Below are 22,768 nucleotides of genomic sequence, written 5' to 3'. Positions count from 1 at the left end.
AACCTCCTTATGTAGTTTAATTTGTCAGGCTACAACTTTATGTATAGAAACTGATTCGAAATAGTAAGTTAATATAACTAGAAATATAAAAAAATATTTATTATCCAATATAGTATTTATTTTACATACCAGGGTTGTGATAAAGGACATGGCGTAGCCGCATGTCCTTGTTTATACATTATTTGGTTCTGCAGTTACTATTGTGTGAGCAGTCAATAAATGCTATTTGGCCATCATCACTTTCTGAGAAAAGTAAATGCGTGTTTTTATCATATAAAAGTACATGAAGTTTGACTGGATTCATAAAATAGAATGAAACACTACTTTCGTGTTCTTCGGCATATAATTCGCTTACACGTCCTGGGTATCTTTCTATCATAGGGTAGGAGAAGATATTTATTCCTTCTTTTAACACCCCTATATCCATTAAAAATCTCCCTAAATAATATAGATTGTTTTTATATCTCCCCGTTATCCTTCAAAATCTCCCACATCTTTCGAAGCTTCTCCAAATCCTCTTCCTTCGACTTCGGCAATTCTTTGTACCATTTTTCAAGGGTAGGGTTGTTGGCGAAAGCCTGGAACTCAGCTTCGTCTTTTTCAGCTTTGGTTTCCTCTGTAGAATTTGGTTCTAAGTAGCCAGCCTTAACTAATAACTCTTTGTAGTCATAATTGTATGCCTTTGATAAGAGTTTCAGTGTTTCAGGGGTAGGGTTTACATGTTTTCCTGAACGTTTATCATGTCCTTTTTCGATAGTGTCTAAGTATGTATGACTAATACCGATACGTTTACTGGCATCTCGTAAAGACTCACTACCTCTTAATTCTTTCAGTAATTCACCTAAAGTTTTCATGTAATCACCACCTGTAATACATACTTTACAATACTTTAAATATTTTATGTATTTATTTAACTAAAAAATTTTGTTAATCATTGTTGACAATTAAGTAAACCTTGTATTACACTAAGTGCACAAGGAGGTGTTATTCTTGGTTAACAAATTAAGGGATATTAGACTGCAAACAGGGATGTCAGTTTCAGAACTTGCTCGTCGATCTGGTACAACACGACAAACGATTACTAATATTGAACTTCATGGGCAAGAGCCCGGTGTTAAATTAGCATTACAGATTGCTCAAGCTTTAAACAAGGATGCAAAAGATATTTTTTTTGATGATTTTGTTATACAAGGTTTACAAAAAAGCTTTGTATAAAATACCTTCTATTAATCCAACTTCCACAAATAACTAAAAATAAAGAGGTGAGTGATTAATTATGAACCAATTAGTCGTCATTCAAAACCGCCAAGCTGTTACAACGTCTTTGCAAATTGCGGAATCGTTTAACAAAGAGCATCGCAATGTTTTACGGGATATAGAAGGGTTGCTCAAAAATGAGCAGACCCAGAATTTATTCTTTGAAAGCTCTTATCAACATACGCAAAATAAGCAGTCTTACAAAATGTATTACATGAATCGAGATGGCTTTACGCTCTTAGCAATGGGCTTCACTGGACCTAAGTCATTAGAGTTCAAATTGAAGTACATCCAAGCGTTTAATGCGTTGGAGGAACAGCTTCATCCAACGCCGTTATCAGAAAGAGAGCAGTTGAAAGCTTCGATGAGACTATCACTTGAGACATCAGAAGAGATCGAAACATTAAAGGTCGAGGTGAGCGAAGTGAAAGAAACCATTCAATCACTTTATAAAACGATGCGTATTGATGGCAATCAAGAGTCTCAAATCAGCAAACGTGTCCGAGAAGTAGTAATTGCCGCGTTAGGTGGCAAAGAATCGAATGCCTACAAAAAAATAAGCCGTCAAGTATTTTCAGCTTTTTGGCGAGATTTCAAAAATCATTTTGAAGTCCCGAGGTATGGAGAAATTCCTAAAACACGTTTTGCTGAAAGTATCAAATTTATCTCCATGTGGCAGCCATCTACTACGCTAAGAATGGAAATTAACGCGTACAACCAACAAGAGTTAAAACTTGTTGAAGGTGGTGCCAAGTGACTGTGATTAAAAATGATACAGATATTACTCAATTGGTACTCGAGAACGCTGGTCTTACTAAAAAAGAACTATTAGAAAGGTACGACCAAATAGTACAAGCCACCATTAGGAAACGAACACTGTATTGGGATATCGATGATCTAGTTCGAGAAACTAGATTTAGTAAGGCGTCATTAGAAAAATATATTCTTTGTGACCCTCGAATTAGAGAGCACCAAAGACAATTAGGCTCTAGATACAAAAGGGTTTGGTTAGCAGAACCCACAGCTAAAGTGCTCGATGAAATTTTGAATAAAGATTACTAAAAAACAACTACCCGGACAGGTATGTAAAAGAGATTGGGGCAAACAATCTCATATCCCAACTATAAAGATAACTTAATAGAGAAACCATGCGTGGTAAGCATAATATGCACTTTCTGCATAAGGAGGTGATTTCATTGCATGTAGATGTTGGAGAGTTAATCAGAAAGTGCCGCAAGAAAGCAAAATTGTCGCAGGAAGCCTTTGCGGAGCTTATGCACACTACGCAATCTACGATTAGTCGAATTGAGCAAAATCTCATTGCTTGTGAAGCTAAATTTTTAGCTCGAGCAGCAGCTATTACAAATTCTCAAGACACAGTAGTAGCGGCATTATTTAGCGCAGATGCAGCAGTGCAGTTTTTACAGACAGTACCAATGTTTATAGGAGGAGGGATTTTCAATTGGATCATGTAAAGAAATTGGAGCTAGAGATAGCCGCAAAGAAAGCATGCATTGAGGATTTACAAGGAGCCATGGCATTTCATAGACAGCACGGTACATACAACTTAGCAGCTGAATGTGCTTGGCGGATTAAAAAGGCAGAACATGCTATCAAACGTTTAGAAGTGCAGCTACAAGATAACAAAAATTTTGGTGGGTTAATTCAAGATTTTAGTAGGCGAGGTATTTCCCTAAAGGTGGTGAAGAAACTTGCTAATGAAAGTATTAAAAGTTAATAAATGGAGTAGTTTGTCATTGCAAGAACGCTTAGTTTCAGTAGGGAAGTGGTGGTCAGCATGGTGAAATGGCTAGTGAATTATTTGTATATGCCAGATGACGGCCGCGACCAAGAACATAAGGAGTTCTGTGTGAAATGCGGAATTGTCATGGTTGCTATTGGCGTACCAATTATTATTGCTTGCTGGCAATAAAAAAGCTGCTTAATCGTTGGCGCGATTAAACAGCAGAACTATATTAGTCTCGATAATTATATCACAAAACTAGATGATTGCGAGTACGATACTCGCTCTCGTCAAGCAGTCTATAACCCGTTCCTCCCCTTGACGGATTGCTTTGCAGTTATAGGCTGCTTGATGGGATTCCATCAGAAAGTAGGTGATTGAAATGCGTATTGTTTACTTCAAGCGGTTATCAGATCAAAAGGAATTTCGATTTTTACAAGTTAAGAACACGGGGCTTGAAGGTATCGCTAAAGATGGGGAAATTGTGACATTGAAATTTGCAGAACGTTCCACTATTTATTCACAGTAAAAACCACTGTTTGCGGCAGTGGTCTAAAGAAATTATTCGAAATAATAGTTACTTTGTATTTTACGCCCAAGACTTCAAAAAATCAACTAGCTAGGAGGAAGAATATGCTTTTTTCCGAGAGTAATGTCAATATTTCGGCAGCATTAGCTAAAGCATGGGCTACTATTCAAACACCAAAACATAATGCAAAAGTAAATGTTCGCACCAAAAATGGTGGTTCATATACGTTTGAATACACGGATCTCAATGGCATTTTAGATGCTGTCAGACCTATATTTGTTCAAAATCATTTATCCATCATTCAGAACAGCTATACAACCGTTGAAGGCAATTTAACCATGGCTTGTGTAGAAACCATATTCCTGCACGAATCAGGAGAGTATGTGAAATCTTATCCACTCAAATTTCCAGCAGCCAACAGCATGCAAGATTTCGGTGGTCAGATTACTTATATGAAGCGCTATAGCTTGTCGGCTATGTTAGGGCTGGCTACCGAGAAGGATGATGATGCAAATGGAGCGAGCGGTAATGATTATCAATATATTAATCAACCATCTCCTTCAAAACAGCGAAATAACAATGGTCAGCCACACCAACAAAAAAATCAACCAAATCACACAGGTTTAAGGACTCAGGAACAGTTCAATGAAATAGCAAAATTGTTGAGTGAAGTTGCCACAGCATATGGTTCCGATCCTAACACAGTTTATAACAGGGCTATGCAGAGATGCAAAATCCCTGATAAGAATTCGGATTTATTAACAATGAAAGAAGCGGATAGCTTAATTCAATATTTACGCGGTATCAAGATGCAAGTGCCTCAATGAATTCTGTACCGCACAGAGTGTTGTTACCACATTGGATTTTTGAACAGGCGGCAGACGATGAAAAGGAGTTATATCGCCTAATACGCCGCTACATGTGGCAGAGCTACCCTGATTACAAGTTGATCGAAATCAAAGGCAGTTTTGCCATTTGTAAGCGAACAGATGGATTTTTATAAGGAGGGCAAACCAAATGTTTACAACAGGAAATACAACAGTAGATGCGATTGGACAGATGCATTTAGAAGGGAATGTCATCCCACATACTTGGTATGAAAACATTCGATTAAGCACAGGTAAGCCTGATTTAATTGCTATCACATTGCTCAGTGAAATTGTTTATTGGTATCGCCCTACACATGTGAAAGAAGAGGCATCAGGGCGTTTACTGGGCATAAAAAAGAAGTTTAAAGCGGATGCGCTACAACGTTCTTATGATAGCTTTGTTGAACAATTTGGCTTTAGCAAAAAACAAGTCAGAGAAGCCATGGATCGTTTGGAGCAACTTGGTTTAATTACTCGTGATTTTCGGACAATCACATCCAATGGAACAAATTTATCCAATGTATTATTTATCGATTTGAACATAGGACTTTTAGAGGGTATTACCTTTTTAGGTAATAGGGTGTTACCCAAAAAGGTAACAGGGTATTGCCCAAATGGGAAAGAGGGTGTTACCGATATGGGCAACAGGGTATTACCCAAACGGGAAACACCTATTGCCCCTGAGGGTAATACGTATACAGAGATTACTACAGAGATTACAAATACAGAGATTACTAAAAAGAATACTAGTCGCAAACGAGTTTACGACGAATCTTCTGTTGAATATCAATTAGCAAATAGGCTTTATGAAAGAATTCTTGCTAACGATGCCAATTTTAAAAAGCCAAATTTGAATAGCTGGGCTGATCATATTCGTCTCATGATGGAACGAGATCAACGGACAGCTCAACAAATTGAATACTTAATTGAATGGTCACAAAACAACAGCTTCTGGCAATCAAATATTCTTTCAACCAAAAAACTACGTGAAAAAGCAACCACATTAATCCTTCAAATCAAAGGGGAAAGGGAGAAAGCTAACGGAAGTATTCCTCCGCAATATCAACGGGTGCGGAGAGAGATTGTTCCACAATGGTTTAAAGAGCGGCAACTTGAAAAACCACAAAATGGAGAAATCATCGAATCATCAATACTTATTACGGATGTAGAGGCGGAGCCGTCGGAAGAACAGAAAGCTTACTTTGAAGCAGAACGACAAAAAATCTTAGCAACGCTAGGGAAGGTGGAAGAAAAATTTGAGCAGACATGAAGAACATATGAAAATGCGTGACCATTTCGCCAATGTGGCTCAGGCTAAAGGTACTTTTACTAATGGCACTGACCAAGCACTGGTACGGGCAGTGACACATGATGAAGTAGCGAAGCGTATTAACCAGCTTGTCAGTGATTATCAGTTCCCGCTTCCAGTCCTACAAGACGTACAGAAGCGGTTAAGTGACAGCAACTGCACCGATTATGCAATGCAACAACTTAGATATTTAGAAAACAATGTGCATGCTGGCATAGCTACAAAAAGGGAGGATTAAAACAAATGATTAATCGTGTTTTATTAGTTGGCCGTCTTACAAAAGATCCTGAGTTACGTTACACACCGAACGGTATTGCATCTTGCCGCTTTACAGTAGCCATTAACCGTACATTTGCCAATCAAAATGGTGAGCGAGATGCAGATTTTATTAACTGCCAAGCATGGCGTAAAGCAGCTGAAAATCTAGCAAACTATCAGCGCAAAGGAGCACTGATTGGTTTAGAGGGCCGTATTCAAACGCATAGTTACGAAGATCAGAATGGACAAAGGGTGTATACCACAACGGTTGTAGCGGACAGTATCCAATTTTTAGAGTCACGTTCTACAGGCAGTCATCAGCCCAATTCATATCCGCAACAACAGACGCAGTATGGTGGACAAGATTATGGCAACAACCAGCCAAACTATGCCGGCGGGCAATCACAGCAACAATTCGGTGGTTCTATGCTAGGGCAAGGTGCTTATCAGCAAAATCAGCCACCTATGAATCAATCTAGCTATACAAGAGTAGATGAGAACCAATTTGCGAATAGTCGAGGACCGATAGAAGTGTCTGATGATGATTTGCCATTTTAGGAGGCTGATAGGATGAGGCGTTGTAAAAGATGCAACAGACCCTTAAAAAATGGAGAATCCATTGTAAGACAGTATGGGGTTACTTGCTGGAAGCGGCACTTGAATGATCTTGAGCAAGAGTTTTTGAAGAACCAGCTCACCATTTTTGACGTGCTAGAGGCAGAAAATCATGAAGAAATGAGGGCGCAGAATGTTTTATAATCAATCAACTAAGCAGCGTGCGAAATCAGTAACACATGCTAACCGTGGCAAGTTTTTAGAACGTGTCATTGATATGGCCAACACAAAATATCGTAATGCGGGATTAGCTGACATTCGTAAAATTCCAACGCCTGTACAAATTACAAAAGATAAAGGCTCCCAAGTAGAAGGACGGAAGGAAAAGCCTGAATGGGTGGACTATGCAGGTGTCTGTAATGGACGAGCAGTGGTGTTTGATGCAAAGGAAACAAAGGGCAAAAGTTTTCCGCTCCAAAACTTACATGATCATCAATACGAACTTCTCCGCTCCTGGTACGAAAAAGGCGCTATCACATTTTTGCTTGTGTATTTCAGCGAGTTGGATAAATACTATCGCTTACCATTTCCACCGCTTCAAGCAGCTTGGCAGACAGCTCAAAGTGGTGGGCGTAAATCGATTCCACTGGCAACATTTGAAGAACATGCAAGCGAAGCTGTATCGATGGATGGCTATACATTGCACTACTTGCTGCCATTTATCGAAAGTAGGTGGTGAGGATGTTACAGGGAAAATGTGTTGATACTGGAGGTTCTACTAATCTCACAAAAGGTGAACTTTACTATCTTTTCCCACATGGCGGTCATGCATATTGTGCTAGCCGCTTCCCTAGACCCGGATCTCACTTTGGAGCCTACCAAAAGAATCACTTTGAGCTAGTGGATGTTGCTATTGATGCGCCAGCTCAAGTACTTAATAAATATTTGGCTCGTGTAGTGAAACCACCCTCACATTTTTATCAAATTGACGAAGAATACATCATTACGGAGCCACGAGCAGATGGTTACTACAGTGTGTTTTTTAAGCATCGTCCAGATGATCCACCAATTGGGGCATATAAACGTAATGATTGTTTTGAGCGTATTGTGTCTCTTGAAGAATCAGCAAAAGACACGGCTACCATATTTGAGGTGGGTGATATTGTAGAAATTATAGACGCATCAATTATAGAACGTAAACATTATGAAAATGGTGTGCAAGCAACAGTAATAGAGAATTTTTATGGTTGCATATCAATTCAAAGAAATGAGCTTGTAAATAGGATGGTCGTAGGTAGCGTGCTTTTAGTAGGGGAGGAACTACAGACTGTTAAAAAAGTTGGATCTAGACCCGTACTGGAAGCTGTTATGGTGAACGATAAGCAGGAAAAGGTGAACCAAACGACAAAAATTGAGTGCGAAATATCTGAAATAGTGAAATTACCTGTCAAGAAGCAAAAATATGAGCAGTTGAGTTTGTTTTGAAAATGGGATAGACATTTGAAAACAATCATACTTAGGAAAGTTAAGTCAAAGGGAGTGAAATAGGGAATAGTAGAAAGATATTGTTCAGTAAAAAAGTAACCAAAAAGAATGAATCTCTAAGGTTACTTGAAATGTAAGTAAATATGGTTTCAACTTAATTTTTTAATACTAAGTTATTTTGAGAAGTTTTTATAAACTTACTAAATAAAAAACGTACGATTGGGCCCATAATAATAATTTGCAAAGGCAATGCTACAATAAAATTCCTACAAAACACAGAAAGGAATTCTTTAATAACCGAATTGGAATACAATCCATTGTGAAAATAACTTGTTATCAAACCATAAATAGACATAAAAAAAGCCATTCCAATAACCATGCATGTAGATATTGTTAGAATTTTAAGTAGAACATTTGATGTATTTGCTGTTAATTTGAAAGCTATTTTTTTAGCTATAGGTCCCACTAGGTACAAGTCAAGAATGATAGCAACAATAAAACCTATTAAAAAATCAGTAATTCCACCTAAGAAAGAAATTTGTCCAAATGTATCATTAAGGTAGAAGTTATAAAGGGTCATAAAAAGTACCATTCCAAAACACATTATTAAACCAAAATATAGACTTTCTTTTCTAGTAGTTGGCAAACGTCAACACTCCTTTCGTTATCGTTACTTGAGTAAGTATATAAATTTTATAAATACTTCGTAAGTGACAATTCTGTGAAGGTTTTGGAGGGAATTAAAAATATATATTACTGCACATTATGAGGAAAGAAACTAAAAAAGGGTCACAGAGCTGGTAGTGACCCTAAGTAATTTGGAGGCCGTGACGGTCAACCAACGCCACAGCAAGTGCGTGCGATACACTCAATAATTAATTTGTGCAAATAAAGATTACCTATACATTTATAACAAAGAAAAAACCCCAGTTTTAAACTAGGGAAACGGTTTGTCTAGTAAAAATATTATTTTTCTGGATAATCTACATGTAATGGTGGCAGAACTAACCAACCTTTATTTTTGTTAAGACGCAGTAGTTTAGCACCGATAAGGGCTTTTGCCGCATGGAATTGACCATACATTAAAGCAATATCTTCTCGAGTAGAAGTCCCCATTGCTTGACTACATGCAACTAATCCAGCAGCTAGATCAGCACTAAGAGCAGCACTAATTTCTGGATCATTAAATTTAGCACCCGCAGGGATATCTTCCATTCTTGCAACTGGTCTTTCTGGAGAAGCTGGAGGTAAAGCAATTCCATTCGTTTTTAGAATTTTTTCTAATTGCTTTACTTCATCTCTACAAAGTTCGATGATATCTTCAATAATTTTTTTGAGATCATCGTCTCCAGCATGATTATAAAACGTTTGGTAGCCAGAAATTATACCATAATCTGTGATCAAATTTGTCCAAACAGCAAATACTTCACCGTAATGTAACGGTTCATCTTTTGGATTTCCACCAAGAATACCCATACTAACACATCCTTTTCTTGTTTTTTCGTTATTTTACAAGGGTAGTATGGGTAAAATTTAAAAAATAATTCATTACTGCACAATATGAGGATAAGACGGATAAAGAGCGATTAAAACATCGCTCTAAAAAATTCATAAAATCCCATATTCATCGGTATTGCCCATATAAAGAAACCTAGTAGGGCAATCGGGCCAAGCAAAAAGTTGTAAATCTTCTTTGGCAAAATATTGCCTAATAGGATTTTATAAATTACAGCACATCCTATCATTACGATAGGTAACAATAACATCGGTGGAATAAAATATAGTAAACTCTCGCCAAGTGATAGTCCTGTAAATATGTCCATTGAATTACCTTGTTATGTATTTTTTGTAAATTATAACTTAAAAAAGCCGCAGCGTCATCACACGCTACAGCTCGAATAGGTTCCTGCCCTTTAAGTTCAGTCAGATGATTAATTATATCATAGGGGGCAAAACTATGACACAACAAATCAACACTTCTGAAAATGGTGTATATATCGTACAAGACGGTAAAATTACACCACTAAAACCCAAACCGTTTGGGCAAGATACAATCGTTTGGCACAATGGACAAGTGCTTGATGTTGAGAGAGCCGAACGTATTCGTATTAAAAAAACAAAATAATCGTCCTTACGGAAAAACCGATGGACACTAGTAGTTGTTGACAATTATGTCGCTCTATTAGTGTCCTTTTTATTTTTACATAGAGATAGAAAGGAAGATGGCCATGTACTTTCCTGATTTAATCGATGAATACAAACAATCACTCAAAAAGCTAAAGGCAGCAGGAGGATGTTCAATTATGGAAAGGGATATGTTGGAGGCTATTAAGTGGATGGAAACAGGATATGATCCAGCAGAGTATAGAGCCGCTACTCGTACCGATGTTTATGTTATGGACCATCATTTAATGCAAGATCTAATTACGTATGTCGATAGTGAGGAAATGACTCCTGGTGTACTTGCAGAGGTCATTGATTATAGTTATGACAATTCTGCAGTTAAAGAAATTGAAAGAATGTTTAATATTAAAGATACATTAAATCAAGCTATGGCCGGTTTAACGGAAAATGAACGAACCGCTTTTATTATGATACGAGCAGAGCAAATGACCTTTAGTAAGGCTGCCAAAATACTAGGGGTAAATCGTGGTACAGTGCAAAATTATGTAAAACGTGCGGAATCTAAAATTGCAGACAATATTAGTAAAGAAAAACCTTTTTTATTTGCTGTATAAAGTTTGTCGTACAAATGCCTATATAATAGAGGAATAAATTTTTCCTCCAGTGAGAGGAATTGCATATTTGAAAAAATCTTTATGTATTTAGTTATTTAAGTTGTAGGTTCAATACCTCATTTCAGAGATATTGTACCGTTTAACAATATTCATTTGCGCTATGACTTAAAGAAAACAATAAAAATGAATAAAGCCACTTGAATATCAAGTGTTACATTGATAATCATTATTATCACCTCACTTTATTCATTATTGTATGAACCATAGTCTCACAGTGTCACTATTAAAAATGGATTTTTTATCATAAATTTCTATAAAGGAGAATTACTTTTATGTATTTTTTATAATAATTTTCTATGGAGGTGGTGGTGATTTATGAGATATGGCTAGAGCAAGAGATCCTAGACGTGACCAAGCATATGATATATACAAAGCCCATAACGGTGATATAAAGCTTAAAGAAATAGCTGAACAACTTGGTGTATCTGAGGGGACCGTGCGAGGTTGGAAGAATAAAGATTCATGGGATAATCGTCTTGAAGCGGAATCGAATGGAACGTTCCAATCAAAACAGCCGAAAAATACGGAACGTTCCGTAAAAAAGAAAACGAAAAAAATGCAACGGAGCAAAGAAACGCCAGAAGCGGAACCACAAGCAACTGTACAGTTTGAAATCGTCCCCAGTGACGCTCTCAACGATAAACAGTTGCTTTTTTGTATGTACTACGTTAAATATTTCAATGCTACAAAAGCTTACCAAAAAGCATATCAGTGCGACTATATAACAGCTAATCGAAATGCTCATCGTCTGATGGTAAATGAAGGTATAAAAGAAGAAATCATGCGGCTAAAACAACAACTAGCTGACAGCTTGATGTTAGAAGCTCGTGATGTGTTGCAAAAGTACATTGATATTGCATTTGCTGACATCACCGATTTTGTCGACTTTGGCATGCTTGAAGTTGAGGAACCTATGTTTGATGGCATGGGGGATGTTATCTTAGATGAAGATGGAAATCCTAGGATGCACATATACAAGGTAAATACAGTACACTTCCACAATGCTACAGAGGTTGATGGCACGATTATAACCGAGGTCAAAAAAGGCAAGGATGGTATCAGTGTGAAGCTTGCTGACAAAATGGCAGCACTTGCAATGTTATCAAAGTACACAGATTTATTAAGTGATGAACAGTTAAAACGGTTACGTGAAGAAAAATTGAAAGTAGACATTGCAAAAGTACGTACTGAAACAAAAGGTGCTGGAGGTAGCAACACCACAGGCGTTGATTTAAGTAATTTAACGACGGAGGAGTTGAGAGCGATTGCTAATTCTAAGCGATGAGGAAATGAGCGCATTGGAAAACGAAGCGGACAAAGAACTTGCACGCCGCTTCTACCGTGATTATGTTGAATATGTGCATCACCGCCATTATGAGCACTTTCGTCATACTGAATTAATTTGCGATGTGCTCCAACGTGTGGCCGATGGTGAACAGTTATCTATCTTAATAGAGATGCCTCCACGACATGGTAAAAGTATGACGGTAACAGAATCGTTTCCGTCTTTTTATTTGGGCAAAAATCCTGATAAGCGGGTAATAGCAGCTGCATATTCAGATGGATTAGCAACCAAATTTGGTCGTCTAAATCGTAATAAGTTTAATGAGTTTGCACATGATCTATTTAATGTGCAATTATCCGAGTCCAATGCAGCTACAAAGGATTGGGGAATTCAGGACAGACGTGGTGGAATGATCTCCACTGGTATAGGTGGTTCTATCACAGGGCAAGGCGCAGACTTAATGATTATTGATGATCCAATTAAAAACATGAAAGAGGCTATGTCACAAACGATACGTGATAGTATCTGGGATGAGTGGGAGGCAACATTGTCAACTCGTCTACATGATGGAGCATCCGTAATCGTTATTATGACACGATGGCATGAGAATGACTTAATTGGTCGTTTGCTAGCTCGTAGCCCTCGTAAGTGGGTGCGATTGCGATTACCTGCCATTGCAGAGGACGAAAATGATCTATTAAACCGTAAAATTGGCGAGCCGTTATGTCCAGAGCTCGGCTTTGATGAGAAATGGGCTGAGGATAAAAAGGCAGAGGTTGGATCACGAACGTGGGCGTCTCTTTACCAACAAAGACCCGCTCCTGCAGGTGGTAATATCTTCAAACGTGAATGGGTTAAATACTATGTACGAGACGAGCAAATGAAGCGGGATTGGGGTTTAAGTGATGATGTTATTGTATTACCGATTCACTTTGACAAAATGGCTCAATCTTGGGACTGTACATTTAAGAAAACAGAAAGTAGTGACTTTGTTGCTGGCCAAGTATGGTCACGAAAAAAGGCACAGTATTTCTTATTAGATCAGGACCACAAACGTATGAACTTCCCAGATACAGTTAAAGCAATTCGCGCAATGACTGACAAATGGCCAAAAGCTACAAGTAAATATATTGAGGATAAAGCGAACGGCTCTGCTGTCATAGATACATTAAAAGATGAAATCAGTGGCATTATTCCAGTTGATCCTGATGGTGGTAAGGAGGCACGTGCAAACGCGGTGTCTCCTTTATTTGAAGCGGGTAATGTTTATTTCCCTCACCCGAATATGTGTCCTTGGGTGAATGATGTCATTGAGGAAATGGTGAGCTTCCCTAATGGGGCTCATGATGACATGGTGGATGCAATGACACAAGCGTTGAATCAGTTGTATACAAATAATTCTAGTTTGTTAGATAGAACGAAAAAATTATTAGGCATGGGCAGGTGATAAAGATTGAGTGTTCTTGAAGTAGCTAGACAGTACAAAGAGGATTTTATGCAAGGACATGGGAAAGCAGGTGCTAAAGATAAGTTAACTAGACAAGTCCCTGGTATTCGCAGAAAGTTAACCCATGCTGAAATATCTGCCCTATATGCAGATAATCCAATAGTACAAAATATTGTCGATATCCCCGCGGAGGACATGACAAGGCACTGGTTTACATTACGTATGAAGGATGACCAGCTTGCACGAGATATAATGGCACGATTAGCAGACCTTAAAGCGAAAGATGCTTTTAAGAAAATGAGGATGTACGAACGTATGCGTGGTGATGGATTTATTTCCTTAGGCGTTACCCAGCGAAGTAAATTTGAGTTACAAGATCCATTAAAGTTAGATGGTCTACTTTCTATAGATTACTTGCATCCATTCTCATCAATGAAAGTAAGCGAGCTTTTAATTAATGATGATGTATTTGATAAGAACTATGGTAAGTTGGAAAATTTACGAATTAGCCGCGCATCTAGGAGCGGAATTCAAGCCGTAGAGACTGAATCACTTGTTCATTATTCTCGTGTGTTGCATGACCAAACGAGACGCTTAGAGGATGAAGAACAGGGTATGTCGCTGTTAGAGTCGTTATATGATGCTATTACAGTTCTTGATACATCCCTATGGTCTGTTGGCCAGATATTGCATGATTTCACATTTAAGGTGTATGAATCTGCCGACATTGATAACCTGTCGAAAGAGGAAAAAAAAGAGCTATCAATGATACTAGATTTTATGTTTAGAACAGAAGCTTTGGCCCTTATTGCAACGGGAGAATCACTCACAAAGCAAACAACGCCAGTATCTGGAATGAAGGACTTGCTCGACTTTGTATGGGAATATATATCCGCTTCTGCTCGAATGCCTAAGAGTGTCATTAAAGGACAAGAGGCCGGTACACTTACTGGTGCACAGTATGATGTGATGAATTACTATGCCCGAGTTACCTCAGCCCAAGAAAATGAAATGAAACCGCTTCTTGAGCGACTTATTCGTATGTTGTTATGGGCAGAGAAGGAACCAGGTGGTCGAATTGATCCAGACACAGTTGAGTGGGAAATTAAATTCAACCCACTTTGGTCAGTGGATTCAAAAACAGATGCAGAAATCCGTAAAATCGTTGCAGAAACCGACCAAATTTATGTATCAAATGGTGTTATCTCTGCTGATGAAATTAGAGAGACCCGCTTCGGGCAGTTCGGAGTTTCTGACGATTTCAAGTTTAGCGGCGATGATGCACAATGGCAACGTATGGCCAATGAAGTATACAGTGCGTGGAAGGAAAATGGACAGCATGGCTAAACGTGTGCCACCTACTCGCTTTCCCGACGTTGTTGTTGCATCATATTTCCGTTCCATCGATAAATTGGTTCAAGAAGCGGGCAAGGCAACCCTTTCGTTATACGATACTGCAGTAAAAAGCGAAATGCAGAAAGATGGCCGAGGTTATGTGCAAGATGGTCCATTTAATTTTTTTAAAAAATTGACAAGTCATATCAAAAAAGCTGTTTCGATTGTGTATTCACAACAAAGGGTGAATAAAGCTGCTTCTTCTTTTATGAAAAATTTAAATCAGGTGAATAAAACCAATATGGAACAGCAAGGAAGGGTAAGAGGCATAGAACTAACAGCTACCGAATCATGGCTTGCTCCTTTCATGAAAGAGAATATCCAGAAGAATGTCGACTACATTACAAATATTCGTGATGAATATACTCATAAAATTGAATCTATTATTTATGAAGGTATAAAGGATGGCAGTAGCTACAAAACAATCCGTGAGCAATTGGAAGAGCAAATAGGCATGTCTCAACGCCGTGCTAAGTTTATTGCTGTAGATCAATCAGGTACATTATTTGGACAGATGACAGCGCAAAGGCATCAAAGTATGGGAGTCCATCGTTTTAAATGGCTCACATCGAAGGATGAGAGAGTTAGAGATACCCATAAGGTTCTAAGTAATAAAATATTTTCTTATGATAATCCTCCTGAATTTGGTTTGCCTGGTGAAGATTATCGTTGTAGGTGTGTTGCTATTCCTATATTTGAATAATCTTAGAAGGGATTTGTCAAATTATGTTGAATACTCTTGAATAAAGACTTGTTAGGAGGATATTCAATGATTGACATACCAAACATTTTTCTCGATACAACATTGACATATAGAGATCCATTCTTTAAGAGTAATTTTAATAGAAATTTAATTAAATTGGCTGAATATCATGGTTTTTCATTATATATGTCGAGAGTTGTATTTGATGAGACCAGAAATAAATTTGAAGAAAATGTGAAATTGAAAATGAAACAGCTTGACTCTGCACTTGAGGATTTAGACATTTATCACCCCACTAAGCTGAATGCAACGACACTTAATAGTTCAAAAGAAGATTTTTTGGCTAAATTCGATGCTTTCTATAAAAATCAAATTACTACAGGAATTATTAAGATAATTGAACTTGATAACGACTTGCTTCCAACACTAGTAGAGAGATCAATTAAGCGAGTAAAACCATTTGGAAACAAAAAACAAGAGTTTAGAGATGCCATTACATGGTTGTCATATGCAGCTTTTGCAGAAGAACATAATTTAAGCAATTGTTTTTTTATAACGGAAAATGTAAATGATTTCTGTCTAAGTAAGGGCAATATTCATCCTGATCTTCTAAATGACTCAAGCAAATTTTCACATTATGTTTCAGTAAAAGAATTATTAGAAAAAGAAAGTATCTTAGAACCTTTAATTCGTACTATTGATTTAGTAAATTGGGTCGAATCTGAAGAAATAAATGAAACGTATGTTCTGAGGGTTTTGAAAGATGAAAGTCAATATAATAATATACTTGGTAATTTACAAATGTTTACGTACAATAGTAAAATTTGTGATTTTGTTGAGGATACCCATATAAATGGTCACGTGGAACTTCGTACAATTGATATTTTTGAGGTGAATGGTGAACATACAAGTGTTGATGTAATTGGAGATGAAATTCTAATAAATGGATTTGCGAAAGTTAATGCCCAATTGGAATTTGGCTTGGATAACATTATGAGAGAATTAGATAACGATGATTATTATGTTGTTGAATTCAAGGAAATCGAACTAGAATTTGAATTCACATTCTCATACAATAAAGATCGCCAGGTACAACATTTTGAAGTTAATGATATTTTTATAAATACTACTATTAAACTTGAATTTTAAATTTGGATTAATATATTTTTCTACAAAAAAGGCAAGAAAGTATTTTTCGGCCTTTATTAGTGATTCAAAGGAGGTGATTTTTATTGAAAAATCAGCGCTATGACAAAGTACTAATAAACGACTACATGGAAACACCAGAAGGGTATTTAACGGTCAAAGTACCGATTACTCGTCCTGGTGTTTTTCCTTATGCACGGCAGGATGGTACTATCCAAATGGAAGCGAAGTTGCCTGATGAAATATTTAGTGATCGTACAATGCATTCAGCCTGCTCCAAACCCATTACAGATGAACATCCGAATGAACCGGTGACTTTGGATAATTATCAGGCTTATGCCAAGGGGATGAGTCATACAGACGCTCACGTGGAGGACTTGAAGCTTTATGTATCTATGACAATCACCGATAAGGATCTTATTAAAAAGGTTTACAACGGTAAAAGAGAAATCAGCATCGGATTTATGAGTGATGTTGTGGCAGAAGCGGGTACATATAATGGTCAACCATATGAGTATGTACAGCGAAACATTGAAATTAATCACATTGCTATTGTAGAGCAAGGGCGAGCTGGTCCAGAGGTAGCCATCCGCGCAGACAGTGACGCATGGCAAATTGATTCAGATGAAGGAGGAAAAAATAAAATGGCAAAAATTAAGATTGAAGGTTCAGAGTATGAAGTGGATCCAGCAGTAAAAGCATACATCGATGCTCTAAAAGCGAAAGAAGAAACAGCTAAAGTCAAGGGTGATAGCATGGACGCGTTACAAGGGCGTTATGATGCGTTGGAAGTAAAGCTGCAAAACGTTGAAACAGAACTTGCTAAAGAGAAGGCAAAGCAATTATCAGCAGATGAATTGGACAAGCAGGTAGAAGCACGTGTGCAACTCATTAGCACAACAAAGCAGCTTCTTGGCGATTCTTTCGACTTTACAGGAAAAACGGAACGTGAAATTAAAGAAGCGGTTATTTCAACAACTAAACAGGATTTTAAAGGTGATGGGAAGTCAGATGACTATATCAACGCCTTTTTTGATGCAACTATTGAGCAAGTCGCTTCACAAGGATTTTCGTCTACCGGATCTAATTCCATTATTACGGGTGATTCAAGACAAAATACAGATGTAAATGCAATGCGTGCACAGCGTTTAAACATGCGTTCTTAATTACTAATTAAAAGGAGGGCTATTCCATGGCCATTACAGAATATGGACAGTACATGCCACTAGCTGGCAGTCCAGGACAATTAGCAAACTATCAAGAGTATGCAGCAGACAGCTATCCAGCAAAAGAAATTATTCCATTTGGTGCGGCCGTTCAATTAACCGCAGATGGGACAGGGGTTGTGCCAGTTAAAACGGATGGCAAACCGATTGGTATTGCTTTATCACGTGGTATACATGATTACACAACGAATGCAGATGACCAAAAATATTTAGTTGGTCAACCGGTGCCAGTGGTTAAACGAGGCAATATCTTTGTTGTTGCTGGAGGGGATGTCACAAATGGCATGGCTGTACAAGTTGATGTAGCAACAGGCAAGTTTGTTGCAAGTGGTGGAAGTGATTTCTCACGTGCTGTATTCCGAGGAAATGCTACTGCTGATTCATTAGTTCAAATTGAAATTAATTTACCTTAAAGGAGGAACATAATTTATGTCACAATTCCGTGAAGATGCACTACTACGCCCACAAGATTTAGAGGCAGTAGACAAGAAAATTTATGAGCCAAAAAAAGAAGAATTAAAGGCTCGTACCATTTTAAACGTCAAAACCGACGTACCTGCAGGTGCTGAAACTTATTCGTATGATGTCATGACGCGATCAGGAGCTGCTAAAATTTTAGCACCAGGAGCAACAGACATCCCACTAGTTGATGCTGATTTAAAACGTCATACAGTCAATATTTATTCCATTGCTACAGCATTCAATATATCCGTACAAGAAATTCGTAATGCACAAATGGCACGTCGTCCCGTTGAGGTGACAAAAGCTGATACTGCACGCAAAGCCATAGCAGAAAAGGAAAACAAACTCGTTTGGATGGGTGACAAGGACCATAATATTTTAGGTGTGGTTAATGCCACTGGCATTCAAGTGCTCGCGGTACCAAACAATGAAGCAGGTACATCAACAAAATGGAAGGACAAAAAAGGTGTCGATATTGTTGAGGACATCAAAAAGGCTAAAAACTTAGTTAATAAGTTACCCGGTCATGAAGCAGATACGCTTTTCGTAGCTGCAGAACAATATGAGCATTTAGAAAAAGTCTACAATGAGCACACAATGCAAACGTGTTTACAGTACATTCAGTCACAAAATTGGTTCAAACGTATTGATTATACATCTGATCTTAATGAACAAGGCACAGGCGGGACAGATTGCTTTTTAGTATTTGATTCCTCACCAGATGTTGTTGAAATGCTTGTATCGATGGATATTACACGTCATCCGGAAGAATACAAGTTCCCTAATTATAAGATTCCGCTTGAAGAACGCTGTGGCGGTGCAATTGTCCGCTATCCAATGGCTATTGTGCGTGGGGAGGGTATCTAATGTTAGTACACAACAAAGGTAATTACACACGTATTGCAAATGATGTAAAGGTTATTCCTGGGGCAAATACATTACCAGAAGCTGAATATACAGCTTTTATTACACACCCAATCATTAAAAGCTTGATTAAAAGCGGAGAAATTGTGGTGCCAGAAGGACAAAATACGGCTTCTCTCAAGGATTTAGACGCAGATGAAGCAATTAAACTTGTAAAAGATACGTTTTCTATCGAATTTTTAGAGAAATTTAAAGAGGATGAGAAACGTAAAACAGTTCTAGCAGCTATTGATGCTCAAATTGCTGAAATTCAAGGGAATTAATATGAAAGTGAGGTATGGATCATGCCTGCTTTAACAACAATTGAACGTGTGCGCTTACTAGGAACCGAATTTGAGGCTATTTCTGATATGCGGTTGGAGTTATATATTGAGGATGCTTCTTTGGAAGTGTCCTCTTTAGGCGTTCCAGAGGCACATCATGAGCGTCTTACACGTTATTTAGCTGCACATTTAGCTATTTTATCTGCGGAGCCAAAACAAGCTATTATTCGTGAAAAAGTAGATGTTATTGAGCGCCAATACAGTGATCCAAACAAAAATATTGGGCTATTGGCTTCTAAATACGGTCAAGAATACCAAAGAATTTTAGAAGATTTAGCTGAGCTAGAAAATAAGCCAAAAAAACACTTGAATTTGATGGTGATATAAATGGGAGTCCGTATTATTAGCCGGAATAACAATATTCCACGTGTGATTCAGTCATTGAAGGATTTGAAAAAGTATGATATCGAAGTAGGGATTTTCGGTAGTTCGGGCGCTGAATATGTCATGATCGCAGGAGTGCAAGAATTTGGTATTACTATCCGTAAAGAAAGAGGTTCTATTGTAATTCCTGAACGTTCTTTTTTGAGGTCTACTTTCGATGATAAGAATAATGAGTGGTTCACATATTTAAAAAAACAATTAGAGCACGTAATTAATGGTCGAATAAACTCCCAAATACTATGTGAACGTCTTGGTGCCAAAATGGTGGGAGATATTCAGGAAAAACTGACGGATATAAATAGTCCACCAAATGCACCTGCTACAATTGCTAAAAAAGGGTCTAGTAACCCTTTGATTGATACAGGGGGTTTGCGTCAAAAGATCACATACAAGGTGGTGAGACGTTAATGCCTGAAAAAATGTTGTTTGGTTCTGTCATCCAATCGCAAGGGGTGCCTTTTATTGCCCATACGCAAGGCGAAGGTGACTATGTTGACGGAGAATGGGTTACTGGACAAGAAATACCTAAGGAAATGATAGGGATTATTTTACCTCTCAGCAATGATGATTTAAAGTATGCGGAAAACGGCACATATACAGTGAAAGAAAAGAAACTACTAACCATAGATCAAATACCAGAAGGTACAAAGGTAGAGTACAATGCGCAAAAATACACTCTTCAAGCTTTTAAAGACTATTCTGTATATACTGACGTCAATATATATTTGTTGAGGTGGCGTGAGAAATGAATTTAATGAAATTAATCCGTAAAGAGGTAGCTGTTGATAGTTCTTTAACGATTATTCGTGCTGACCAGACAGGGGATATACCGACATTACCTTATGTTACTTATAAAATAATTGGTGATCGAAAAGGACAAGGTAGGGAAAATATTTCTCATGTAGATCAACCAGATTCTTTAATTGAAAAACGGACACAAGAACGCAATTTCACGATTTCATTTAATACGTATGGAACTTCGCATGATAACTCTTTTGAAGTGGCTTCACAGCTTCGAAAGTGGTTTGAAGGGCGAGGTTCTTTCTTTTTGGATGGATTAGGGGTAGCCATTGTTAGTATTTCAGAAGTGGGAAATAGAACAACTTTTCTTGTGGATGCCTACGATGAAAAATGGGGATTCGATGTGATTATTCGTTACAACGAAACAGATCAATATGAAATTGATTACTTCGATAAAGTCGAATACGAAATAACAATAGAAAGAGAGTGATGGTATGGCTGTATCCGATAAATCACGGTTTGTAGAAGTCAATATTACACGTGAGACAAAGCCAGTTGCAGAGAAAGGTTTTGGATTACCTTTGCTTCTAGCAACAAATAAAGATTTAAAGTACAAGATCTATACAGACATTTCCGAAGTAGCAGAGGATTTTGCAGAAACAACTAAAGAGTATAAACTAGCTACTCGTATGTTTGGCCAGTCACCAAAAATAAGAGAGCTAGCTTGCTATGGGACCTCATATGTTTCAGGTGCTGATGATGTTACAGCATTACCGGCCGCCTTAAACGACCTTGTGAAAACTAATAACGATTGGTTTTATCTTGTATCAGTAGAAAACGGCGATGCAGAAATCAAGGCGTTATGTGAATGGATTTCAACACAAGAGAAAATTTATGGTGTTACGACTAAAAATATTGCGTTAACAGAAGAATTGAAAAATAAATATGAAAATGTTTTAGTGTCAGTGCACGATGATGAACATGCTTACCACGCCGAGGGTTTGATTGCTTATGGTGCTCCACAGGTTATTGGTTCTTATGTATTCAGTCATAAGCAAGTCAATGGTGTTAGTGCTGCTAAGTTATCCAATGCAGAAATTAATACAGTGATCGCAAACAATGCCACGACGTGTATAAATGAAATGGGATGGCTGATTAATGCAAGTGGTAAAGCAATTGGTGGAGAATATTTGGATGTTATTCAAGCAGATTATTTCTTACGTGCAAGACTCCGTGAGGATGTATTCCAAAAGCTTGCTAGCGTGAAGAAGATTCCTTATACAGACGCGGGTATTGCACAAATTGTAGCTGTAATGGACAGTCGATTCAAATCGGCTTATCGCCAAGGCATTATTGCAGAAGATGACAACGGCGAACCAGACTATCAAATTACGTTCCCACGCCGTAAAGATATTCCAAAGAACACAATCGCACAACGAATCTTACCAGATATTAATTTCCGTCTAGTGATCGCAGGCGGGGTGGAGAAAGTACAAATTAATGGTGTATTAACACTGTAAGGAGGCTTTTTAAATGAGCGTACACAATTTTAAGAATACGCAAGCTGTAGTAGCTGGCAATATTTTGACCGGCTTCGCAGATGGAGACGCAATTTCAGCAGAGCCAAACGAGGATAAGTGGACACAAACTGTCGGTGCGGATGGTAATGTCACATGGAATGAATCAAATAATGAGACTGGTACATTTACATTTAAATTAAAACCTGAATCGGCATCTGTACCTATATTGTTGCAGCTTTATAAAAGTGGAGAATCATTTGATGTTATGTTACATGATACAACGTTAAACAAACGTGTGACTGGTGAAGATTGTCGGATTCAAAAGTTGCCTCCATTTACTCGTGCGGAAGAAGTAGAGGCGTTAGAATATGTAATTTTAGCAGCACATTATAAGGAGGACTAAATATT

General features: G+C 37.8%; 36 protein-coding genes. 31 read left to right on the top strand and 5 right to left on the bottom strand.

Going from position 1 to position 22,768, the window contains the following annotated elements; translation table 11 throughout:
- Nucleotides 1-178: 178 nt before the first annotated feature.
- Entirely contained in the window at nt 179-427 is a 249-nt protein-coding gene (locus tag NY607_RS09270) for a hypothetical protein (protein ID WP_259419547.1), read from the bottom strand.
- Between the two features lie 31 nt (nt 428-458).
- Nucleotides 459-854 (bottom strand): helix-turn-helix domain-containing protein, encoded by a 396-nt coding sequence (locus NY607_RS09265; RefSeq protein WP_259419546.1) that lies wholly within the window; start codon nt 852-854, stop codon nt 459-461.
- A gap of 127 nt (nt 855-981) precedes the next feature.
- Between NY607_RS09265 and NY607_RS09260 the strand changes: the two genes are divergently transcribed.
- The 14 genes from NY607_RS09260 to NY607_RS09200 all read left to right on the top strand — a co-directional run bounded on the left by NY607_RS09260 (nt 982) and on the right by NY607_RS09200 (nt 8,006).
- The gene (locus NY607_RS09260) at nt 982-1,215 is read left to right on the top strand and encodes a helix-turn-helix transcriptional regulator (RefSeq protein WP_259419545.1); all 234 of its coding nucleotides are present in this window, start codon (nt 982-984) and stop codon (nt 1,213-1,215) included.
- A 61-nt stretch (nt 1,216-1,276) separates the two neighbouring features.
- Nucleotides 1,277-2,014 carry a Rha family transcriptional regulator gene (locus NY607_RS09255; RefSeq protein WP_259419544.1) on the top strand — a complete coding sequence of 246 codons (738 nt, stop codon included), beginning with the start codon at nt 1,277-1,279 and terminating at the stop codon, nt 2,012-2,014.
- Nucleotides 2,011-2,319: a hypothetical protein gene (locus tag NY607_RS09250; RefSeq protein WP_257522303.1), complete on the top strand. Its 309-nt coding sequence runs from the start codon at nt 2,011-2,013 to the stop codon at nt 2,317-2,319. The genes NY607_RS09255 and NY607_RS09250 overlap by 4 nt, the downstream gene beginning before the upstream one ends.
- Before the next feature lie 134 nt (nt 2,320-2,453).
- Complete coding sequence (locus tag NY607_RS09245; protein WP_237898078.1) at nt 2,454-2,732, top strand: helix-turn-helix domain-containing protein; 279 nt, start codon at nt 2,454-2,456, stop codon at nt 2,730-2,732.
- The gene (locus NY607_RS09240) at nt 2,720-2,995 is read left to right on the top strand and encodes a hypothetical protein (protein ID WP_259419543.1); all 276 of its coding nucleotides are present in this window, start codon (nt 2,720-2,722) and stop codon (nt 2,993-2,995) included. Before NY607_RS09245 ends, NY607_RS09240 begins: the two co-directional genes overlap by 13 nt.
- Before the next feature lie 60 nt (nt 2,996-3,055).
- Nucleotides 3,056-3,190: a hypothetical protein gene (locus tag NY607_RS09235; protein ID WP_255409617.1), complete on the top strand. Its 135-nt coding sequence runs from the start codon at nt 3,056-3,058 to the stop codon at nt 3,188-3,190.
- Between the two features lie 193 nt (nt 3,191-3,383).
- Nucleotides 3,384-3,530, top strand: coding sequence for a hypothetical protein (locus tag NY607_RS09230; RefSeq protein ID WP_259419542.1), 147 nt, complete (start codon nt 3,384-3,386; stop codon nt 3,528-3,530).
- Between the two features lie 104 nt (nt 3,531-3,634).
- The gene (locus tag NY607_RS09225) at nt 3,635-4,357 is read left to right on the top strand and encodes an ERF family protein (RefSeq protein ID WP_259419541.1); all 723 of its coding nucleotides are present in this window, start codon (nt 3,635-3,637) and stop codon (nt 4,355-4,357) included.
- Between the two features lie 190 nt (nt 4,358-4,547).
- Entirely contained in the window at nt 4,548-5,669 is a 1,122-nt protein-coding gene (locus NY607_RS09220; RefSeq protein WP_259419540.1) for a DNA replication protein DnaD, read from the top strand.
- The gene (locus NY607_RS09215; protein ID WP_259419539.1) at nt 5,656-5,946 is read left to right on the top strand and encodes a DUF6877 family protein; all 291 of its coding nucleotides are present in this window, start codon (nt 5,656-5,658) and stop codon (nt 5,944-5,946) included. Before NY607_RS09220 ends, NY607_RS09215 begins: the two co-directional genes overlap by 14 nt.
- Before the next feature lie 5 nt (nt 5,947-5,951).
- A complete protein-coding gene (gene ssb, locus NY607_RS09210; RefSeq protein WP_259419538.1) occupies nt 5,952-6,524 on the top strand; it encodes a single-stranded DNA-binding protein in 573 nt (190 codons plus the stop codon).
- A 12-nt stretch (nt 6,525-6,536) separates the two neighbouring features.
- The gene (locus NY607_RS24305; RefSeq protein ID WP_312130982.1) at nt 6,537-6,725 is read left to right on the top strand and encodes a DUF6011 domain-containing protein; all 189 of its coding nucleotides are present in this window, start codon (nt 6,537-6,539) and stop codon (nt 6,723-6,725) included.
- Complete coding sequence (locus NY607_RS09205) at nt 6,715-7,260, top strand: Holliday junction resolvase RecU (RefSeq protein WP_259419537.1); 546 nt, start codon at nt 6,715-6,717, stop codon at nt 7,258-7,260. Before NY607_RS24305 ends, NY607_RS09205 begins: the two co-directional genes overlap by 11 nt.
- A gap of 2 nt (nt 7,261-7,262) precedes the next feature.
- Nucleotides 7,263-8,006, top strand: coding sequence for a hypothetical protein (locus tag NY607_RS09200; protein WP_259419536.1), 744 nt, complete (start codon nt 7,263-7,265; stop codon nt 8,004-8,006).
- A gap of 154 nt (nt 8,007-8,160) precedes the next feature.
- On the opposite strand, the gene NY607_RS09195 is transcribed toward NY607_RS09200, so the two are convergent.
- The 3 genes from NY607_RS09195 to NY607_RS09185 all read right to left on the bottom strand — a co-directional run bounded on the left by NY607_RS09195 (nt 8,161) and on the right by NY607_RS09185 (nt 9,829).
- On the bottom strand, nt 8,161-8,652 hold the full coding sequence (locus NY607_RS09195) for a DUF2798 domain-containing protein (RefSeq protein ID WP_259419534.1): 492 nt from the start codon (nt 8,650-8,652) through the stop codon (nt 8,161-8,163).
- 320 nt (nt 8,653-8,972) lie between these two features.
- Nucleotides 8,973-9,482, bottom strand: coding sequence for a DUF3231 family protein (locus tag NY607_RS09190; RefSeq protein WP_259419533.1), 510 nt, complete (start codon nt 9,480-9,482; stop codon nt 8,973-8,975).
- 110 nt (nt 9,483-9,592) lie between these two features.
- Complete coding sequence (locus NY607_RS09185; protein ID WP_259419532.1) at nt 9,593-9,829, bottom strand: hypothetical protein; 237 nt, start codon at nt 9,827-9,829, stop codon at nt 9,593-9,595.
- A 134-nt stretch (nt 9,830-9,963) separates the two neighbouring features.
- Here NY607_RS09185 and NY607_RS09180 point away from each other — a divergent pair, with 134 nt between their 5' ends.
- From NY607_RS09180 to NY607_RS09100, 17 genes are all read left to right on the top strand, one after another.
- Nucleotides 9,964-10,131: a DUF3954 domain-containing protein gene (locus NY607_RS09180; protein WP_259419531.1), complete on the top strand. Its 168-nt coding sequence runs from the start codon at nt 9,964-9,966 to the stop codon at nt 10,129-10,131.
- A gap of 103 nt (nt 10,132-10,234) precedes the next feature.
- Nucleotides 10,235-10,744, top strand: coding sequence for a sigma factor-like helix-turn-helix DNA-binding protein (locus NY607_RS09175; protein ID WP_259419530.1), 510 nt, complete (start codon nt 10,235-10,237; stop codon nt 10,742-10,744).
- A gap of 382 nt (nt 10,745-11,126) precedes the next feature.
- Complete coding sequence (locus NY607_RS09170; RefSeq protein WP_259419529.1) at nt 11,127-12,089, top strand: terminase small subunit; 963 nt, start codon at nt 11,127-11,129, stop codon at nt 12,087-12,089.
- Complete coding sequence (gene terL, locus NY607_RS09165; RefSeq protein WP_396631594.1) at nt 12,076-13,536, top strand: phage terminase large subunit; 1,461 nt, start codon at nt 12,076-12,078, stop codon at nt 13,534-13,536. Before NY607_RS09170 ends, terL begins: the two co-directional genes overlap by 14 nt.
- 6 nt (nt 13,537-13,542) lie before the next feature.
- Nucleotides 13,543-14,883, top strand: coding sequence for a DUF1073 domain-containing protein (locus NY607_RS09160; RefSeq protein ID WP_259419528.1), 1,341 nt, complete (start codon nt 13,543-13,545; stop codon nt 14,881-14,883).
- Nucleotides 14,876-15,634: a phage minor head protein gene (locus NY607_RS09155; protein WP_259419527.1), complete on the top strand. Its 759-nt coding sequence runs from the start codon at nt 14,876-14,878 to the stop codon at nt 15,632-15,634. Before NY607_RS09160 ends, NY607_RS09155 begins: the two co-directional genes overlap by 8 nt.
- Nucleotides 15,635-15,700: 66 nt before the next feature.
- Nucleotides 15,701-16,783: a PIN domain-containing protein gene (locus tag NY607_RS09150; RefSeq protein WP_259419526.1), complete on the top strand. Its 1,083-nt coding sequence runs from the start codon at nt 15,701-15,703 to the stop codon at nt 16,781-16,783.
- 83 nt (nt 16,784-16,866) lie between these two features.
- A complete protein-coding gene (locus NY607_RS09145; RefSeq protein WP_259419525.1) occupies nt 16,867-17,946 on the top strand; it encodes a DUF2213 domain-containing protein in 1,080 nt (359 codons plus the stop codon).
- A 26-nt stretch (nt 17,947-17,972) separates the two neighbouring features.
- Entirely contained in the window at nt 17,973-18,419 is a 447-nt protein-coding gene (locus NY607_RS09140) for a structural cement protein Gp24 (protein ID WP_259419524.1), read from the top strand.
- 16 nt (nt 18,420-18,435) lie between these two features.
- Nucleotides 18,436-19,335: a DUF2184 domain-containing protein gene (locus tag NY607_RS09135; RefSeq protein ID WP_259419523.1), complete on the top strand. Its 900-nt coding sequence runs from the start codon at nt 18,436-18,438 to the stop codon at nt 19,333-19,335.
- Nucleotides 19,335-19,655 carry a hypothetical protein gene (locus NY607_RS09130; RefSeq protein WP_259419522.1) on the top strand — a complete coding sequence of 107 codons (321 nt, stop codon included), beginning with the start codon at nt 19,335-19,337 and terminating at the stop codon, nt 19,653-19,655. The genes NY607_RS09135 and NY607_RS09130 overlap by 1 nt, the downstream gene beginning before the upstream one ends.
- 21 nt (nt 19,656-19,676) lie before the next feature.
- Nucleotides 19,677-20,042, top strand: coding sequence for a DUF4054 domain-containing protein (locus NY607_RS09125; RefSeq protein ID WP_259419521.1), 366 nt, complete (start codon nt 19,677-19,679; stop codon nt 20,040-20,042).
- Nucleotides 20,043-20,507 carry a phage virion morphogenesis protein gene (locus NY607_RS09120; protein WP_259419520.1) on the top strand — a complete coding sequence of 155 codons (465 nt, stop codon included), beginning with the start codon at nt 20,043-20,045 and terminating at the stop codon, nt 20,505-20,507. It begins immediately after the preceding gene.
- Nucleotides 20,507-20,848, top strand: coding sequence for a hypothetical protein (locus NY607_RS09115; RefSeq protein ID WP_259419519.1), 342 nt, complete (start codon nt 20,507-20,509; stop codon nt 20,846-20,848). Before NY607_RS09120 ends, NY607_RS09115 begins: the two co-directional genes overlap by 1 nt.
- On the top strand, nt 20,845-21,330 hold the full coding sequence (locus NY607_RS09110; protein ID WP_259419518.1) for a phage neck terminator protein: 486 nt from the start codon (nt 20,845-20,847) through the stop codon (nt 21,328-21,330). Before NY607_RS09115 ends, NY607_RS09110 begins: the two co-directional genes overlap by 4 nt.
- A 4-nt stretch (nt 21,331-21,334) precedes the next feature.
- Nucleotides 21,335-22,360, top strand: a complete 1,026-nt coding sequence (locus NY607_RS09105) for a DUF3383 family protein (protein WP_259419517.1) — start codon at nt 21,335-21,337, stop codon at nt 22,358-22,360.
- A 13-nt stretch (nt 22,361-22,373) separates the two neighbouring features.
- Nucleotides 22,374-22,763: a DUF3277 family protein gene (locus NY607_RS09100; protein WP_259419516.1), complete on the top strand. Its 390-nt coding sequence runs from the start codon at nt 22,374-22,376 to the stop codon at nt 22,761-22,763.
- Nucleotides 22,764-22,768: the final 5 nt, after the last annotated feature.

The sequence above is a fragment of the Lysinibacillus sp. A4 genome (assembly GCF_024919535.1).
GTDB lineage: Bacteria > Bacillota > Bacilli > Bacillales_A > Planococcaceae > Lysinibacillus > Lysinibacillus capsici.
The sequence above is the reverse complement of the archived record's forward strand: the minus strand, read 5'-3'. Positions and strand labels throughout refer to the sequence as shown.

Coding starts and splice junctions, on each gene's coding strand:
- NY607_RS09155 (WP_259419527.1), top strand. CDS start 14,876: ATGGCTAAACGTGTGCCACCTACTCGCTTTCCCGACGTTGTTGTTGCA.
- NY607_RS09225 (WP_259419541.1), top strand. CDS start 3,635: ATGCTTTTTTCCGAGAGTAATGTCAATATTTCGGCAGCATTAGCTAAA.
- NY607_RS09115 (WP_259419519.1), top strand. CDS start 20,507: ATGCCTGAAAAAATGTTGTTTGGTTCTGTCATCCAATCGCAAGGGGTG.
- NY607_RS09130 (WP_259419522.1), top strand. CDS start 19,335: ATGTTAGTACACAACAAAGGTAATTACACACGTATTGCAAATGATGTA.
- NY607_RS09100 (WP_259419516.1), top strand. CDS start 22,374: ATGAGCGTACACAATTTTAAGAATACGCAAGCTGTAGTAGCTGGCAAT.
- NY607_RS09135 (WP_259419523.1), top strand. CDS start 18,436: ATGTCACAATTCCGTGAAGATGCACTACTACGCCCACAAGATTTAGAG.
- NY607_RS09110 (WP_259419518.1), top strand. CDS start 20,845: ATGAATTTAATGAAATTAATCCGTAAAGAGGTAGCTGTTGATAGTTCT.
- NY607_RS09255 (WP_259419544.1), top strand. CDS start 1,277: ATGAACCAATTAGTCGTCATTCAAAACCGCCAAGCTGTTACAACGTCT.
- NY607_RS09150 (WP_259419526.1), top strand. CDS start 15,701: ATGATTGACATACCAAACATTTTTCTCGATACAACATTGACATATAGA.
- NY607_RS09170 (WP_259419529.1), top strand. CDS start 11,127: ATGGCTAGAGCAAGAGATCCTAGACGTGACCAAGCATATGATATATAC.
- NY607_RS09265 (WP_259419546.1), bottom strand. CDS start 854: ATGAAAACTTTAGGTGAATTACTGAAAGAATTAAGAGGTAGTGAGTCT.
- NY607_RS09105 (WP_259419517.1), top strand. CDS start 21,335: ATGGCTGTATCCGATAAATCACGGTTTGTAGAAGTCAATATTACACGT.
- NY607_RS09220 (WP_259419540.1), top strand. CDS start 4,548: ATGTTTACAACAGGAAATACAACAGTAGATGCGATTGGACAGATGCAT.
- NY607_RS09185 (WP_259419532.1), bottom strand. CDS start 9,829: ATGGACATATTTACAGGACTATCACTTGGCGAGAGTTTACTATATTTT.
- NY607_RS09235 (WP_255409617.1), top strand. CDS start 3,056: ATGGTGAAATGGCTAGTGAATTATTTGTATATGCCAGATGACGGCCGC.
- NY607_RS09205 (WP_259419537.1), top strand. CDS start 6,715: ATGTTTTATAATCAATCAACTAAGCAGCGTGCGAAATCAGTAACACAT.
- NY607_RS09140 (WP_259419524.1), top strand. CDS start 17,973: ATGGCCATTACAGAATATGGACAGTACATGCCACTAGCTGGCAGTCCA.
- NY607_RS09175 (WP_259419530.1), top strand. CDS start 10,235: ATGTACTTTCCTGATTTAATCGATGAATACAAACAATCACTCAAAAAG.
- NY607_RS09180 (WP_259419531.1), top strand. CDS start 9,964: ATGACACAACAAATCAACACTTCTGAAAATGGTGTATATATCGTACAA.
- NY607_RS09120 (WP_259419520.1), top strand. CDS start 20,043: ATGGGAGTCCGTATTATTAGCCGGAATAACAATATTCCACGTGTGATT.
- NY607_RS09190 (WP_259419533.1), bottom strand. CDS start 9,482: ATGGGTATTCTTGGTGGAAATCCAAAAGATGAACCGTTACATTACGGT.
- ssb (WP_259419538.1), top strand. CDS start 5,952: ATGATTAATCGTGTTTTATTAGTTGGCCGTCTTACAAAAGATCCTGAG.
- NY607_RS09230 (WP_259419542.1), top strand. CDS start 3,384: ATGCGTATTGTTTACTTCAAGCGGTTATCAGATCAAAAGGAATTTCGA.
- NY607_RS09270 (WP_259419547.1), bottom strand. CDS start 427: ATGGATATAGGGGTGTTAAAAGAAGGAATAAATATCTTCTCCTACCCT.
- NY607_RS09200 (WP_259419536.1), top strand. CDS start 7,263: ATGTTACAGGGAAAATGTGTTGATACTGGAGGTTCTACTAATCTCACA.
- NY607_RS09125 (WP_259419521.1), top strand. CDS start 19,677: ATGCCTGCTTTAACAACAATTGAACGTGTGCGCTTACTAGGAACCGAA.
- NY607_RS24305 (WP_312130982.1), top strand. CDS start 6,537: ATGAGGCGTTGTAAAAGATGCAACAGACCCTTAAAAAATGGAGAATCC.